Origin of the sequence: Pseudomonas sp. RA_15y_Pfl1_P11, from assembly GCF_963970975.1 — a bacterium.
Taxonomy (GTDB): Bacteria; Pseudomonadota; Gammaproteobacteria; order Pseudomonadales; family Pseudomonadaceae; genus Aquipseudomonas; species Aquipseudomonas tritici.
In genome coordinates this window covers 57800-72741 of record NZ_CAXAOY010000006.1, presented here as the reverse complement: position 1 = coordinate 72741, position 14942 = coordinate 57800, and the positions used below count along the sequence as shown (strand labels likewise).

The following is a 14942-nucleotide window of genomic DNA, read 5'->3' as shown; positions in this document are numbered from 1 at the left end:
TTTTGCACTTCACATCGGTTGGTAGCTAGACGCCACGGCGGCACTATGCAAATCCTGAATAGCCCCAACGCTCGAATGGCGTTAGCATCCTGCCCATTGGGTTTAACGATCAGGGTCGTACTGTGGAAAAGCTAAATCGCCTTCAAAGCGGAATCGAAGGGTTGGATGTCCTGCTCAAGGGCGGACTGGTCGCTGGGGCCTCTTATATCATTCAGGGGCGCCCTGGGTCCGGCAAAACCATTCTGGCCAACCAGCTTGGGTTCCACCATGCGCGCAACGGCGGGCGTGTCTTGGTTGCCACGCTGCTGGCCGAATCCCATGACCGGCTGTTCCAGTTCCTGTCGACCTTGAGCTTCTTTGACGCAGCCCGGGTGGGCGCAGAAATTCAGTTCGTCAGCGCGTTTGACACACTGGAAAACGAAGGTCTTGATGAAGTGGTCAAGCTGCTACGGCGCGAAATCAGCCGGCAGAAGGCAACGGTCTTGGTGGTAGACGGTTTACTCAACGCGCGCTCCAAAGCCGACTCCCCGATCGATACCAAGAAATTCATTTCTGAACTGCAAGGTCACGCCGCCTTTGCCGGTTGCACCGTCCTGTTCCTGACCAGCTCGCGATTGGATGACGGTAGCCCCGAGCACACGATGGTCGACGGTGTAATCGAAATGGGTGAGGCGTTGTTCGGTACGCGTTCGGTCCGGCGTATTCAATTGCGCAAGACCCGAGGCAGCGGCGCGCTGACCGGCCTGCATGAGTGTGAAATCACTGACGACGGCCTGATGGTCTATCCGCGTCTGGAAAGCCTCTATAGCTACCCTTCTTCACACGACGACGCCGACCTCACGCGTATCCCCAGTGGCATCGGGTCGTTGGATGAGATCCTGCATGGCGGCCTGCACCGTTCTAGCGTCACGCTGGTGATGGGGCCATCAGGGATCGGCAAGACCACCCTGGGCCTCAAGTTTCTGGCTGAGTCAACGGTGGAGTCGCCCGGCCTGCATTTTGGTTTCTATGAAAGCCCTCAGCGCTTGCGTCTGAAGGGTGAGTCGTTGGGCATCGATATCAAACAGCTGGAACACAGTGGAGCGCTGACGATCGCCTGGCAACCGACAACCGAAGGTTTGCTCGACGGGCTGGGTGCACGTGTGTTGCGTGTCGTCGAGGAGAAAGGGATCAAGCGTCTGTTCATTGACAGTTTGAGCGGGATGACCCGTGTGTCGAATAACCCCGCGCGCATCACCGACTTTTATAGCGCGCTGATGAATGAGCTGCGTTGCAGGGGCGTCACGGTATTTGCATCCATCGAGGTCCACGACCTTGTCGGCTCCGAGGTCAGCGCGCCGGCCTCTGAACTGTCCAGCATTGCCGACAACCTGATGTTGATGCGCTTCCAGGAAATTCAATCTGAACTTAAGAGGACGCTTTCCATTCTTAAAGTGAGAGACAGCTGCTACGACACCTCATTGCTGGAGGTCGTCATCCGTGACCAAACCGTTGAACTGAGAAAGGTTTTCCGACATGCATCCTCAGTTCTCGCACACTCTGCGCTGCCAGGCTCAGCCTTATAAGTACTTGGGTAGGTTGAATTGACATGTCCACCATCCTTGTCGTCGACGACGAATACTTGATCGCCGATATTCTCGGCTATGCGCTGGAGGATGAAGGATTCATGGTCGTTAAGGCCGGTAATGGTCGCAAAGGCCTTGAAGTGCTGGAGCGCGAGCGGCCAGCGTTGATCATTACCGACTTCATGATGCCCGTTATGGACGGCCTCGAGTTCGCCACGGCCGTACGTGCGCTGCCGTCGCTCAATCACTTGCCTATTATTCTGGTGAGTGGTGCGCAAGCCCATGTCGGCATGGAAAGATCAGACTTGTTTGATGCAGTGCTGGATAAGCCCTTCAAGATTGATTTGATCATCGCCGAAGTACGACGCCTGTTGACACCTGCTTGAATGCCGAACCTTTGGCAGGTGTCGGCGATGCAGCGAAGGCGCCCTCCTCTTGCCTGTGCGTTTATCGGGCTGGATGGGCGCTCCGGTTGATCAAAACTCCGTAATCACAGTGACACCGGCAACTTCGAACCTGTCCATATTCATTAACGCGTCTATGGACCATTTAAGGAAGCCGTATGCGTTAAACGCATACGGCTTCCTTAAACGTCATAATCCCCTGTTTCCTGGCGTGTTAATCTCGCACCACCACGAATAGACATTGATCGTCACTCGACGATGACCAGAACCAGGAAAGAACATGCCGAAACTCTCTCACTCAGCCTTGCGCCGCAAATTCCGTGAATTGCTAGCCACCCCAGCGTGCGTTGAAACCGCCTCCGTATTCGACCCAATGTCGGCGCGTATCGCCGCCGACCTGGGTTTCGAAGTCGGCATCCTCGGGGGCTCGGTCGCTTCGTTGCAGGTACTGGCCGCACCCGATTTCGCGCTGATCACCCTGAGTGAGTTCGTTGAACAGGCCACCCGCATCGGTCGCGTGGCCCAGTTGCCGTTCATCGCCGACGCTGACCACGGCTATGGTAACGCGCTGAACGTAATGCGTACTGTCGAAGAACTTGAGCGCGCCGGTGTGGCCGCGTTGACGATTGAAGACACGTTGCTGCCGGCGCAATTCGGGCGTAAGTCCACTGACCTGATCTCCATTGAAGAAGGCATCGGCAAGGTGCGGGCTGCGCTGGAGGCACGGGTTGATCCAGAGCTGTCGATCATTGCCCGAACCAACGCGGGCGTGTTGCCGACCGAAGCGGTTATCGAGCGGACCCTGGCTTATCAGAAAGCCGGTGCCGATGGGATTTGCATGGTGGGTGTCAGTGACTTCGAACACCTGGAAAAGATCGCCGAGAACCTCACCGTACCTCTGATGCTGGTAACCTACGCCAATCCCAAACTCAACGATGCCCAGCGTCTGGCGAGCCTGGGTGTACGCGTAGTGGTGGCCGGTCACGGCGCTTACTTTGCAGCGATCAAGGCTACCTACGACAGCCTTCGTGCCCAACGCCAACTGACTCACAGTACGTCAAACCTCAGTGCCACCGAGCTGACGCACACCTACACGCTGCCGGAAAGCTATGTGGCGTGGGCGGAAGAGTTCATGGACGTCAAAGAGTAATCCCCAAGCCGGAACGAGGGGGTTCCCCTCCTCCCTCTTCACAGGGTTACCGCTATCAGCCCACCCAGCCCACCGCGGTCTTCGGAATCACTTCCGACTCATCCAGCTTCGACGCAAACATGCTCACGGCCTCCACCGCGTCGCTGGTGCTGGTGCGAATCTGCAGGATGACCGAGCCCGCCTGATCAGCCAGGTTGACACCGCGTTGGGCGCCTTCCTGGGTGGCGTTCATGCTGGTGACGGCGTCGCGGGTTTCCGCGAGGATCATGCCGATCATCTCGGCGATTTCCGCCGTGGAACGGCTGGTGCGCCCGGCCAGTTGCCGCACTTCATCGGCCACTACCGCAAAGCCACGCCCTTGATCGCCCGCACGCGCCGCCTCAATAGCAGCGTTCAGCGCCAACAAGTTGGTCTGGTCGGCGATACCGCGAATGGTGTTGACGATAGCGGTGATCTGCTCCGAACGATCGCCCAGTTGCCCGACCAGTCGCGCAGAGGCGCCAATGTTGTCGGCGATGCGGCGCATCTCACTGGCGGTCTCCTGGATCACCTGGGTGCCATGTTCGGCAAAACGCTCGGTCTCGGACGAGATATGGTAGGCACGTGAAGCGCCACGGGAGTCTTCCTCGAACTTCTCAACACGCTCGGTGATATCGCTGGCGAACTTGACGATCTTGGTCAACTTGCCGTCGCCATCGTAAACCGGGTTGTAACTGGCCTCCAGCCATACCACCCGGCCATGTTTGCCCAGGCGCTTGAATTGCCCGGTGAAAAATTCGCCATTGTTCAGGCGCCCCCAGAAGTCGGCATATTCACCGCTGTTGACCAGGGTCGGTTCGCAAAACAGGCGGTGGTGTTTGCCTTTGAGTTCCGCCAGCGAATAACCCATCACGCTCAAGAAGTTGGCGTTCGCGTCCAATACGTGGCCGCCGAGGTCAAACTCGATCACGGCCATCGCCCGGTCCAGCGCGACCAGTTTGCTGGAAGCGGCCGCTTCCTGTTCCACTTTGGCGGTGACGTCCAAGGCGTACTTGACCACTTTCAGTACCTGGCCGCGTTCATCCAGGACCGGGTTGTAGCTCGCTTCCAGCCAGACCGTCTTGCCGTTGGCATCGACCCGCTTGAAGGTGCCTGACACAAATTTGCCCGCCTTCAAATCACTCCAGAATTGGCTGTAGGCCGAACTGCTGGTCAGCGCCGGCAAGCAAAAGTCGCGGTGGGATTTGCCGCTCAATTGAGCAGCGCTGTAGCCCATGGTCTTGAGAAAGTTATCATTGGCCAGCAGCACCTTGCCATTGAGGTCAAATTCCGCCACGGCCATGGAGCGTTCCAATGCGACGATCAGTCCTTTGTACTCAGTGGATTCGGCCGTCTTGGCCGCCAGTTCTGTTTTGAGTGTTTTGTTGAACATGACGTACCCTCAGCCGTGCGGAAAAACTGATCTCTTGAATGGCTATCGGCTGCGTAATACGCGACTTGACGGGGCAAAAACTTTTATTTTCTGGCGCCAGATCGAAGCCCCGCCAATGGCGATTGAATACGCGCTGTCCAACGGCTTCGGTTTTGGCGGCGTCAATGCCAGTGTGCTGTTCCGCCGCTGGGCGTAGTTTGCCCCTGCTGTCGTTTTCGAGGACCATGGGTGCCTTTCTGAACCTGCCAACGCGAGGCACCCATGGCCAACCACGACCTGCACTACACCCCTGATCCAGATGCCGACTCGATTTCATCGGATGTGATCGGCTTCAACGGCATCCTGGTGTCCACCCAGATCCCGACCCGCGCCGATGGCAGCCTGGAACTGGGCGACATCACCCTGCAAAGCGAATGCACGCTAGAAGCCTTGAAGGTCGCGCTGGAAAAGGCTGGCAGCTCGATGGACCGGGTGATGCACTTGACCATCTACCTCACCGACATGGCCGATCGCGCCGCTTTTAATGAAGTCTACAAACGCTTCTTCGCCAAGCCCTGGCCCGTGCGCGCGGCGGTGGGTGTGGCGGCGTTGGCGGTAGAAGGCATGCGTGTGGAAGTCACCGCGATGGCTGCCAAGGCCTAAGCCGCACTCGGTCAACAATGTGGGAGCGAGCAAGCCCGCTCCCACAGTTGATGGGGTTTGCCCCCTCAAAGCATGGGGAGCACCGGCGGTCGGCCCTGCGGTAGGTGCCTGCCCAGCGTTTCACAGCTACAATGCGCGCCTCAACCGTGACAAGCCTGACTAAAAAAACTATGTCCTTGCCCAAGCATCACCTCGAATTGCTCAGCCCTGCCCGCGATGTCGCTATCGCGCGCGAGGCCATCCTGCATGGCGCCGACGCCATCTACATCGGCGGCCCGAGCTTCGGCGCGCGCCATAACGCCTGTAACGAAGTGAGCGAGATCGCTTCCCTGGTGGAGTTCGCACGCCGCTACCACGCGCGGGTGTTCACCACTATCAACACCATCCTGCATGACAACGAGCTGGAACCCGCGCGCAAGCTGATCCATCAGCTCTACGACGCCGGCGTCGATGCGTTGATCGTGCAAGACCTGGGCGTGATGGAACTGGATATTCCGCCCATCGAGCTGCACGCCAGCACCCAGACCGACATTCGTACCCTCGGCCGTGCCAAGTTCCTCGACCAGGCCGGTTTCTCGCAGCTGGTATTGGCCCGTGAGCTGAACCTGCAGGAAATCCGCGCCATCGCTGATGAAACCGATGCGGCCATTGAGTTCTTTATCCACGGCGCCCTGTGCGTAGCGTTCTCTGGGCAGTGCAACATTTCCCACGCGCAAAATGGCCGCAGCGCCAACCGTGGCGACTGCTCCCAGGCCTGCCGCCTGCCATACACCTTGAAGGATGACCAGGGCCGCGTCGTGGCTTTTGAAAAGCACCTGCTGTCGATGAAAGACAACAACCAGAGCGCCAACCTGCGCGCCCTGGTCGAAGCCGGCGTGCGCTCGTTCAAGATCGAAGGCCGCTACAAAGACATGGGCTATGTGAAGAATATCACCGCCTATTACCGCCAGCGCCTCGACGAGATTCTTGAAGACCGCCCGGACCTGGCTCGCGCTTCCAGCGGCCGTACGGCGCATTTCTTCCTGCCCGACCCGGAAAAAACCTTCCACCGTGGCAGCACCGACTATTTCGTCAGCGACCGCAAGATCGACATCGGCGCCTTCGACACCCCGACGTTTACCGGCTTGCCGGTGGGTGTGGTGGAAAAAGCCGGCAAGCGCGACTTGCAGGTTGTTACCCATGAGCCATTGTCCAACGGCGACGGCCTCAATGTGCTCGTCAAGCGTGAAGTCGTGGGTTTCCGCGCCAACATCGCCGAGCCTAAAGGCGAGTTCGAGGAAGACGGCGAGAAACGCTACCGCTATCGCGTCGAGCCGAATGAAATGCCGGCCGGCCTGCATCAACTACGCTCGAACCATCCACTGAACCGCAACCTGGATCATAACTGGCAGCAGGCCTTGCAAAAGACCTCTGCCGAGCGCCGTATCGGCCTGGCGTGGGCCGCTCGCCTGCGTGAAGACCAACTGGAAGTCACCGCCACCAGCGAAGAAGGCATCAGTGCCAGCGTCACCCTGCCCGGCCCGTTCGGCGTGGCCAACAAGCCGGAACAGGCGCTGGACACCCTGCGCGACCTGCTCGGCCAGTTGGGCACTACTGAATACCACGCGACGGACGTCCAGCTGGATGCACCGCAAGCGTTCTTCATCCCCAACTCACAGCTCAAGGCGCTGCGCCGCGAAGTGATTGAAGCGCTGACCGCCGCCCGCATCGCCGCTCACCCGCGCGGTGGCCGCAAAGCCGAGACCTCGCCGCCGCCGGTGTACCCGGAAGCACACCTGTCGTTCCTGGCCAACGTCTACAACCAGAAAGCCCGCGACTTCTACCACCGTCACGGTGTGAAGCTGATCGACGCCGCCTTCGAAGCCCACGAAGAAACCGGCGAAGTGCCGGTGATGATCACCAAGCACTGCCTGCGTTTCTCGTTCAACCTGTGCCCTAAACAGGCCAAGGGTGTCACCGGCGTGAAGACCAAGGTAGCGCCGATGCAGTTGATCCATGGCGATGAAGTGCTCACCTTGAAGTTCGACTGCAAGCCGTGCGAGATGCACGTGGTGGGCAAGATCAAGGGGCATATCCTTGGCTTGCCGCAACCGGGCAGCGCGGTGGAGCATTTCAACCCGCAAAACATCATCTTTCAGGGCACGCACTAACCCTGTGGGAGCGGGGCCACCACCAGCCCCGCTGCAACCCCGCAGCCGCCAGCAGAATCGCCGCTACCCCCAGCCATTGCAGCCAGCCGAGGCGATGCCCGAAGGCAATCCAGTCGACGAAGATCGCCGCGATCGGGTAGATAAACGACAGTGCTCCGGTGATGGCCGTCGGCAACTTCTGGATCGCGCCATACAACAACACATACATCAAACCAGTGTGCACCACGCCAAGCGTTACCAGTGCGGCCCAGGCGTTTGGCGCAGTTGGCAGGCCGTTCCAGGGCACCAAAGGCGCCAGCAGCACCGCCCCGGTTGCAACTTGGATCAACGCCATCAAATGCGGCGGTACGTCTTTCAAACGCTTGATGATCAACGCTGCAATCGCATACAAAAACGCTGCGCCCAACGCTAGCGCGATCCCCGCCAGGTAATCCCCGCCGCTGCTCTGCTGATCGCCATGGGCGGTAACAATCGCCAACATCCCGAGAAACGCCACGCTCAGCCACGCGAGCTTCTGCACGGTGATTTTTTCACCCAGGAACACCGCCGCCAACATCACCAACATGAACGGCTGCACGTTGTACACCGCCGTACTGATGGCAATTGACGCGTGGGAATAGGACTCAAACAGCAACAACCAATTACCGACAATCGCCACCCCACTGAGCATCGCCAGCCCGACCTTGGCCCAACTGAGCAGGTCCAGACGCAAGTACCCGAGCATCGCGCACACCAGCAACAGTGTCAGCCCGCCGATCACGCAGCGCCAGAACACCACTTCGATCACCGACACGCCAGAGACCAATACAAACCAGCCAATGGTCCCCGAGATCAGCATGGCGGCGACCATTTCCCACGACCCGCGACGAATGGATGTGTCCATGATTAAGGCTCCTCAAGTGAGGCTCAATTATGGCAATCTGCTTGAGAGCGGCTCCAGTGACTAAAATAGGTCAAACACCTGGATGGCCTTTACTTATTAGGCGGATCCCATGATTGACACCATCGACCAGCAACTGATCGCCGCTTTGATGGACGACTCACGCTTGTCGCTCAAGGCCCTGGCCGGCATTACCGGGCTGTCCTCGCCCAGTGTTGGCGAGCGTTTGCGGCGTCTTGAAGAGCGCGGCGTGTTGACCCACTACACCGTGGATATCGACCCCAAGCATTTTGGCTACCTGTTGCAGGCCATCGTGCGTATCCGCCCGTTACCCGGCAAATTGCAGGAGGTGGAGCGCCAGATCCAGGCGATCCCCGAGTTCACGGAGTGCGACAAGGTCACGGGCGAGGATTGTTTTATTGCGCGGCTGCATGTTCGCACCATGGATCATCTGGACAGTTTGCTTGACCGGCTTAACGCGTATGCCGAAACCAACACGGCGATCGTCAAGAAGACCCCGGTGAAACGGCGATTGCCGCCACTGGGGGATTAACGGGGCAGCTCCCACAATTAGAACTGTTTCGTTTATTCGTGCAGTATTTTGGCTGCTGCCAATAAGCCTCGGAACTTACGATAACGCGCATCCAGCACTGACCGTTGATTTGCATCTGGCAAATACCTCGCCTTCACGGGCATCCCTGCCTGCAACAACGCCTCCCCCTGCCCAATCGCCAGGAACCCCAGCTTCGCCGCGCCGATACACGCACTCAACTCACTGCCGTGCAAGGTGAAGATTTCTCGCTGCAGGATATTCGCCAGCAACTGCGCCCAGTATTCACTGCGCGCCCCGCCCCCCACCAGGGCGCATGCACCCACATTCGCACCCGCCGATTGCACGGCGTGCAAGGCATCGAGCAAACCGAAGCCCACACCCTCCATCACCGCGTAGCCGAGCATGGCGGGCGTGCAGTCATGGCCCAGGCTCATGAATCCACCGCGCAGCAACGGATCGTTATGGGGGGTACGTTCACCGGCGAGGTACGGTAGAAACAGCGGTGTGTTCAAAGGCACAGGCTGCCCTATTGGCAACTGCAGTTGCACCTGGCCCAACAACGTTTGCTCATCCGCCGTGCCGGTCAGCCGCGTCACCCAGCGCAAGCAACTGGCACCGGCCAGCATCGCGCCCATGGTGTACCAACGGTTGGGTAACGCATGGCAGAAGCTGTGCACGGCACTGGCCGGGTTGCCGGCAGCGTGGGCAGTGATTGCGACAATCGCCGCGCTGGTGCCGAGGGTGATGAAGCCATCGCCTGCGTTGATCGCACCGATACCCACGGCGGCCACCGGGTTATCGCCACCGCCGCCCGCAATCACTACGTCAGTCGACAGCCCCAGCTCGGTCGCCGTCAACCCCGCACTCGCGGCGCCGCCTTCGACCAACCTGGGCATCTGTTCCGGCCCAAGGCCCGTAGCGCGCAGCATCGGGGCGAACCACTCACGCTGTGCCACATCCAGCCACAACGTCCCGGCAGCGTCGGACATCTCGCTGATACGCTCGCCACTCAGGCGCAAACGCAGGTAGTCCTTGGGTGATAACACGCAGTCGATGGCTTTGAATACCTCAGGCTCATGCTGTTGCAACCACAGCACTTTCGGCGCCGTGAGCCCGGCCATGGGCAGGCTGCCCGTGACGTCGGCAAACCCCGCCCCCAACTGTTCAGCCTCAGCGATCGCGCGGGAATCGTCCCACAGGATGGCGGGATACAACACGCGGTTGTCATCCCCCAACAACACAGCACCGTGCATTTGCCCGGACAGGCCGATACACGCCACACGCGCAAACGCCTCGTGCGCACGCAGTTGCCCCAACGCCTTAACACACGCCTGCCACCAATCTTCCGGCGCTTGCTCGGACCAGCCGCAGTGGCGCCGCGACACACTCAAACGCACGCCAGCGTGGGCCAGCACCCTACCGTCAAGGTCCATCAGGATGGCCTTGAGTTCAGAGGTGCCGAGGTCTATTCCGAGGGAAACAGGCAGGTTCATACGTAATTGTCCAATCAACTACCGCCACATGAGTCACGCAATTGCAGGGTTGGCGCCAGGCGCACGCGCTGGGGCGGTGCCGTGGGCGAAGCCATGCGCTGCAACAACAGGCCGACAGCGCGAGCGCCGAGTGCCTTGACCGGTTGAGCGATCAAGGTCAGGCGCGGCACAAAAAAGTCCGCCCAGTCAAAATCATCAAAGCCGACCAAGGCCATCTGCCCCGGCACGGCGATATGTGCGTCACGCAGCGCGTGCATGGCACCAAGGGTCATCAGGTTGTTGCCGGCCATGATTGCCGTGGGCGGCGCGGCCAGGCCCAGCAACTGCGCCGTGGCCAGGCGTGCCGGCTCGGTGTTGGAGCCGCCATTGACCAACAGTTGTGGATCAAACGCCAGCCCCGCCACGTGCAACGCTGCGCGGTAACCGGCCACTCGCTCATCGGTGGTGCTGAACCCCTCGCGCCCGGCGATAAAGCCAATGCGGCGGTGACCATGGGCGATCAAATGTTCAATAAGGGCCTGGGTGGGCTCGGCGTTGTCCACCCCGACCTGGTCAAACTGCTCGCTCATCATGCGGTCCACCAGCACCGCTGGAATCTCGTTGGCCCGCAGGTATTCCAGCGCTTTTGAGCCGCTCGAGGGGGCCAGCACAATCCCGTCGACCCGCCGATGATGCAGCGCCGTGACCACCCGCAGCTCCTGCTCCGGGTCGTCGTGGGTGTCGACAAACAGCATCATGTAACCGTGCTTGGCGCATTCGGTTTCAATCGCGTGCACCGTTTCACTGAAGTAATGGTTGGACAGCGCCGAGATCGCCACGCCAATCGTGCTGGTACTTGACCGGGCCAGCGAGCGCGCCAGGGTGTTGGGGATGTACCCCAGCGCCTGGATAGCCTGCTGCACCGCCTGCACCGTGGCCGGGCTGACCTTGCGGGTACCGTTCAACACATGGGACACCGTTGATGTCGACACCCCCGCCCTGCTTGCGACGTCATCCATGGTGACCACGGCGCTGTTCCTCTCACTGATTCAACGTTTACTCGACCAACCGCTGTACGTACCGATGTTGTCACGGGTGATCAGTTTTGGCGTGAGCAGGGTAACCGCTTCGGCTGGGGCTTTGTCGTTGAGAATGTCATTGCCCACGTCCACCGCTGTCTGCGCCATGGCCCAAGGGTCCTGGCTGGCGGACGCCTGGATTTGCGTGTCGGTCTTCAGCGCATTTTCGATATCCGGCGCGCCGTCCACCGAGGTAATAACGATGCCGCTGCGCTTGAGCTGCTTGGCCGCCAGGTCGCTGCCGATGGCTTGCGGGTCGTTGATCGCGAACAGACCGTCGATTTTCGGGAAGCGTGTCAGGTAACCCTGCATGGCGTTCAAGCCGCCTTCACGGGAGCCCTTGGCGTCCTGGTCATCGGACAGCACCTTGATCTGCGGCGCGCTGGCGAGTGCCGCCTTACACCCTTTGACGCGGTCGGTCACGGCAGTGACTTGCGGGCCGTTCTGGATGATCACATTGCCCTTGCCGCTGAGCTTATCCACCAGGTACTGGCAGGCCAGCTTGCCGGCCTCGACGTTGTCGGTCTGCACGGTGGCGTTCACGCCCTTGGCGTCGACATCCACGGCGACCACGACAATGCCCGCGTCGCGGGCTTTTTTGATGGCCGAGGCCATGGCGGACGGGTCTACCGCGTTGATCAGGATCAGGTCGACCTTGGACGAGATAAAGTTGTCGATCTGCGAAAACTGCTTGCTCAAGTCATAGTCGGCCGACACCGAGGTCACCTTGACGTTGGGGTTTAACGCCTTGGCCCGCGCGGTGGCGCCATCGGCCAGGGTCACGAAATACGGGTTGCCCAGCGAGCCCATGCTGATGCCGAGGGCTTTGAGTTCGCGCGCTTCGACGGCTTGGGACATCAAGGCAGCCAAGGCAATAACGGGAAAGATACGTTTGACGTTCATGCGGGTCTCTCTTGTGATTGTTGTATGAGTGAAATCAGGTCCGAGCACCGGACTGGCGATAACGATCCAGCGCGACTGCGCCAATGATCACGATGCCCTTGATGATGTACTGCCAGATATCCGACACGCCCAGCAGCACCAGGCCGTTGGTGAGTACCGCGATAATCAGCGCACCAATCAGCGTGCCGCCGATGGTGCCGACGCCGCCGGTAAAGCTGGTGCCACCGAGGATCACCGCGGCAATCGCGTCCAGCTCATAGGATTGTCCCAGTTGCAGGCCGTTGGCCGCGAACAGACGCGAAGCGCTCATCACCGCGCCCAGCCCGGCCAACGCACCGGACATGGCGTAGACGAATAGCAGCACCTTCCACACCTTGATCCCCGACAATCGCGCCGCTTCCGGGTTACCGCCCACCGAGTAGATCTGCACGCCCATCACCGTCCGGCGCAGGATGAACCACGACAGCGCTACCACCGCGACGGCAATGATCACCAGCCAGGGCACGCCGAGCACCGAGTCATTGCCGATAAACGCAAACGGCAGGTCGGGGTTGAAAACGGTCTTGTCATCGGCCAGCAGGCGCGCCAAACCGCGCATGGCGGTGAGTGCGCCGAGGGTGACGATAAACGGCGGCAGGCGCATAAAGGCGATCAATCCGCCGTTGACCAGGCCCAGCAACAGCCCGAAGCCAATACCGGCAGCAATCCCGAACATGCCGAACTGCGGCGACATCGACGCTTGCAACGCCACCACCGCCGACGCGGCCAGGATCGCGCCCACCGACAGGTCGATACCCGCCGTGAGGATCACAAAGGTCATGCCGGCCGCCAGCACCACGTTCACTGAGGCCTGCTGAGAGATGATCGACAGGTTCTGCACTGTCAGGAAGTTCTCGCTGGCCAGGGCAAAGCCCACCAACAACAGGATCAGTACCGGCAACATGCCGACGGTGCGCATCAACTCGCGTGCGCGTTCAGCTTTACCTATCGTTGCAACGTTCAATTCAGCCATGGGCAACCACCTGATCGCCACCGGTGGCGAGGTCAATAATACGTTCTTGGGAAATAACCTGGCCCGACGCCCCGCCGACTTCAGCCACCAACTGGCCTTCGCGCATGATCAGCACGCGGTCGCAGGTGCCGATGATTTCCGGCAACTCGCTGGAAATCACCACAATGCCGACACCGGCTTGCGCCAGTTGATTGATGATGCGGTAGATCTCGGACTTGGAACCGATGTCCACGCCGCGTGTGGGTTCGTCGAGGATCAGCACATGCGGCTTGACCTCCAACAGCCGCGCCAGCAGCACCTTTTGCTGATTGCCGCCGGACAGCGCACCGACATTGACCTTGCCCGACGCCACGCGAATCGACAGTGACTTGATCGCGTCCCTGGCGCGCTGCGCCGCGTGGCCACGATCGAGCACACCACCGGCATGGGCATCCGGTACGCAGGCGCAGACATTGATGTTGTCGGCCACGCTCATGTCCAGGAACAGGCCCTGAGCCTTGCGGTCTTCGGTGAGGTAAACGACACCGGCGCGGATCGCATCCGCCGGGGTGCGCAGTTGGGTGATGGTTTTGCCGACCACTTCCAAGGTACCGGAGGTGCGTGGGTCGGCGGCAAAGATCAGCCGTGCCAGTTCGGTGCGCCCTGCCCCGACCAGGCCGGCAATCCCGAGCACTTCGCCGGCATGCAGGTCGAAACTACAGTTGCGCACGCGTTTGCCATCAGCCATGTCGCGCACGCGCATCACCACGTTGCCGGGGTTATACGCGGCGTGTTCCTTCTTGTAGAACCCCGACAGGTCGCGGCCCACCATCATTTTCACGAGCACGTCGGCCGACAGCGCCTCGCGGGTCAGCTCGCCGATGTATTGGCCGTCACGCAGCACCGAGACGCGGTCCGACAGCTCGTAGATCTCGGCCATGCGGTGGCTGATATAGATGATCGCCAAACCTTGGCTGCGCAACTGTTTGATCAGCGCGAACAAACGATCGGTCTCGCGGGACGACAAGGGTGTGGTGGGTTCGTCCATCACCAGGATCTTGGCGTGGCCATGCAAGGCGCGGGCGATTTCCACCAGTTGGCGCTCGGCAATCGACAGGCTGCTGACCCGCGTTGACGGGGTGAACTCCGCGCCAAGGCGTTGCAGCACTTCGATGCACCCGGCCTCCATGCCTTTGCGGTCGATGGTCCAGCCACGCCGCAGCTCGCGACCCAGGTAGATGTTCTCGGCCACGCTCAGGTTCGGGCACAGGCTCAGTTCCTGATAGATCACGGCGATGCCGAGGGCTTTGGCGGTGGCGGGGTCGAAGGTGGGGATGGGCTGGCCGGCAATGCGGATTTCACCGCCGGGGTCGGCTTGATAGGCGCCGGAAAGGATTTTCATCAAGGTGGATTTGCCGGCGCCGTTCTCCCCCATCAAGGCGTGGATTTCGCCGAGGTAGACCTTCAGGCCGACATTCTTGAGCACGCGCAGACCATTGAAGGTTTTGCTGATGCCCTGCATCTCAAGCAAGGGTTCAAGGCTCATGAATGAGCTCCTGGGATTATTATTTTTGTAATCGAGTGGGTCGACTCTAATGCAGATACATTTTCTTACGCAAGCGCTTGCGTTGACCGTTTGTCGACAGGTGAAACGTTTCATCACGCTTAAGTTCAGAAAGCGTCGGCTTTGGTGCAGAGGTATCCATTCGAAGGTATTTCCTCCTCAATCAGCCATCAAAACG

General features: G+C 60.1%; 12 protein-coding genes and 3 pseudogenes. 7 read left to right on the top strand and 8 right to left on the bottom strand.

The features are described from left to right. Nucleotides 1-122: 122 nt before the first annotated feature. The 3 genes from AACY44_RS09410 to AACY44_RS09400 all read left to right on the top strand — a co-directional run bounded on the left by AACY44_RS09410 (nucleotide 123) and on the right by AACY44_RS09400 (nucleotide 3119). Nucleotides 123-1565 carry an ATPase domain-containing protein gene (locus AACY44_RS09410; protein WP_339428452.1) on the top strand — a complete coding sequence of 481 codons (1443 nt, stop codon included), beginning with the start codon at nucleotides 123-125 and terminating at the stop codon, nucleotides 1563-1565. Nucleotides 1566-1588: 23 nt separating this feature from the next. Further along, nucleotides 1589-1951, top strand: a complete 363-nt coding sequence (locus AACY44_RS09405) for a response regulator (protein WP_065873108.1) — start codon at nucleotides 1589-1591, stop codon at nucleotides 1949-1951. A gap of 298 nt (nucleotides 1952-2249) precedes the next feature. Continuing rightward, nucleotides 2250-3119 carry an isocitrate lyase/PEP mutase family protein gene (locus AACY44_RS09400; RefSeq protein ID WP_339420223.1) on the top strand — a complete coding sequence of 290 codons (870 nt, stop codon included), beginning with the start codon at nucleotides 2250-2252 and terminating at the stop codon, nucleotides 3117-3119. A 55-nt stretch (nucleotides 3120-3174) separates the two neighbouring features. Here AACY44_RS09400 and AACY44_RS27740 read toward each other — a convergent pair. Together AACY44_RS27740 and AACY44_RS27735 are read right to left on the bottom strand one after the other, a co-directional pair. Next, nucleotides 3175-3651, bottom strand: a pseudogene (locus AACY44_RS27740) (methyl-accepting chemotaxis protein); the annotation flags it as partial. Nucleotides 3652-3762: 111 nt separating this feature from the next. Then, nucleotides 3763-4440 (bottom strand): annotated as a pseudogene (locus tag AACY44_RS27735) (PAS domain-containing protein); the annotation flags it as partial. A gap of 214 nt (nucleotides 4441-4654) precedes the next feature. Here AACY44_RS27735 and AACY44_RS09390 point away from each other — a divergent pair. From AACY44_RS09390 to AACY44_RS09380, 3 genes and pseudogenes are all read left to right on the top strand, one after another. Further along, a pseudogene (locus tag AACY44_RS09390) lies at nucleotides 4655-4726 on the top strand (hypothetical protein); the annotation flags it as partial. Nucleotides 4727-4791: 65 nt separating this feature from the next. Further along, nucleotides 4792-5172 carry a RidA family protein gene (locus AACY44_RS09385; RefSeq protein WP_339420219.1) on the top strand — a complete coding sequence of 127 codons (381 nt, stop codon included), beginning with the start codon at nucleotides 4792-4794 and terminating at the stop codon, nucleotides 5170-5172. 170 nt (nucleotides 5173-5342) lie between these two features. Further along, nucleotides 5343-7322, top strand: coding sequence for a peptidase U32 family protein (locus AACY44_RS09380; RefSeq protein WP_339420218.1), 1980 nt, complete (start codon nucleotides 5343-5345; stop codon nucleotides 7320-7322). On the opposite strand, the gene AACY44_RS09375 is transcribed toward AACY44_RS09380, so the two are convergent. Then, the gene (locus tag AACY44_RS09375) at nucleotides 7300-8205 is read right to left on the bottom strand and encodes a DMT family transporter (protein WP_339439237.1); all 906 of its coding nucleotides are present in this window, start codon (nucleotides 8203-8205) and stop codon (nucleotides 7300-7302) included. The two genes, AACY44_RS09380 and AACY44_RS09375, sit on opposite strands and share 23 nt — an antisense overlap. Nucleotides 8206-8314: 109 nt before the next feature. Here AACY44_RS09375 and AACY44_RS09370 point away from each other — a divergent pair, with 109 nt between their 5' ends. Next, the gene (locus tag AACY44_RS09370; protein WP_049708345.1) at nucleotides 8315-8755 is read left to right on the top strand and encodes an Lrp/AsnC family transcriptional regulator; all 441 of its coding nucleotides are present in this window, start codon (nucleotides 8315-8317) and stop codon (nucleotides 8753-8755) included. Between the two features lie 32 nt (nucleotides 8756-8787). On the opposite strand, the gene xylB is transcribed toward AACY44_RS09370, so the two are convergent. The 5 genes from xylB to AACY44_RS09345 are packed head-to-tail and all read right to left on the bottom strand — an operon-like array spanning nucleotide 8788 to nucleotide 14746. Further along, a complete protein-coding gene (gene xylB / locus AACY44_RS09365) occupies nucleotides 8788-10248 on the bottom strand; it encodes a xylulokinase (protein ID WP_339420216.1) in 1461 nt (486 codons plus the stop codon). Between the two features lie 14 nt (nucleotides 10249-10262). Beyond that, entirely contained in the window at nucleotides 10263-11255 is a 993-nt protein-coding gene (locus AACY44_RS09360) for a LacI family DNA-binding transcriptional regulator (RefSeq protein WP_339420215.1), read from the bottom strand. Nucleotides 11256-11276: 21 nt separating this feature from the next. After that, nucleotides 11277-12209, bottom strand: a complete 933-nt coding sequence (locus tag AACY44_RS09355; protein ID WP_339420214.1) for an ABC transporter substrate-binding protein — start codon at nucleotides 12207-12209, stop codon at nucleotides 11277-11279. A 34-nt stretch (nucleotides 12210-12243) separates the two neighbouring features. Next, the gene (locus AACY44_RS09350; RefSeq protein ID WP_339420213.1) at nucleotides 12244-13221 is read right to left on the bottom strand and encodes an ABC transporter permease subunit; all 978 of its coding nucleotides are present in this window, start codon (nucleotides 13219-13221) and stop codon (nucleotides 12244-12246) included. Next, complete coding sequence (locus AACY44_RS09345) at nucleotides 13214-14746, bottom strand: sugar ABC transporter ATP-binding protein (RefSeq protein WP_339530114.1); 1533 nt, start codon at nucleotides 14744-14746, stop codon at nucleotides 13214-13216. Before AACY44_RS09345 ends, AACY44_RS09350 begins: the two co-directional genes overlap by 8 nt. Nucleotides 14747-14942 lie beyond the last annotated feature (196 nt).

What these genes read in the sequence shown, in the direction of transcription:
- AACY44_RS09405 (WP_065873108.1), top strand. Translation starts at nt 1,589, where the DNA reads ATGTCCACCATCCTTGTCGTCGACGACGAATACTTGATCGCCGATATT.
- AACY44_RS09400 (WP_339420223.1), top strand. Translation starts at nt 2,250, where the DNA reads ATGCCGAAACTCTCTCACTCAGCCTTGCGCCGCAAATTCCGTGAATTG.
- AACY44_RS09385 (WP_339420219.1), top strand. Translation starts at nt 4,792, where the DNA reads ATGGCCAACCACGACCTGCACTACACCCCTGATCCAGATGCCGACTCG.
- AACY44_RS09380 (WP_339420218.1), top strand. Translation starts at nt 5,343, where the DNA reads ATGTCCTTGCCCAAGCATCACCTCGAATTGCTCAGCCCTGCCCGCGAT.
- AACY44_RS09375 (WP_339439237.1), bottom strand. Translation starts at nt 8,205, where the DNA reads ATGGACACATCCATTCGTCGCGGGTCGTGGGAAATGGTCGCCGCCATG.
- AACY44_RS09370 (WP_049708345.1), top strand. Translation starts at nt 8,315, where the DNA reads ATGATTGACACCATCGACCAGCAACTGATCGCCGCTTTGATGGACGAC.
- xylB (WP_339420216.1), bottom strand. Translation starts at nt 10,248, where the DNA reads ATGAACCTGCCTGTTTCCCTCGGAATAGACCTCGGCACCTCTGAACTC.
- AACY44_RS09355 (WP_339420214.1), bottom strand. Translation starts at nt 12,209, where the DNA reads ATGAACGTCAAACGTATCTTTCCCGTTATTGCCTTGGCTGCCTTGATG.
- AACY44_RS09350 (WP_339420213.1), bottom strand. Translation starts at nt 13,221, where the DNA reads ATGGCTGAATTGAACGTTGCAACGATAGGTAAAGCTGAACGCGCACGC.
- AACY44_RS09345 (WP_339530114.1), bottom strand. Translation starts at nt 14,746, where the DNA reads ATGAGCCTTGAACCCTTGCTTGAGATGCAGGGCATCAGCAAAACCTTC.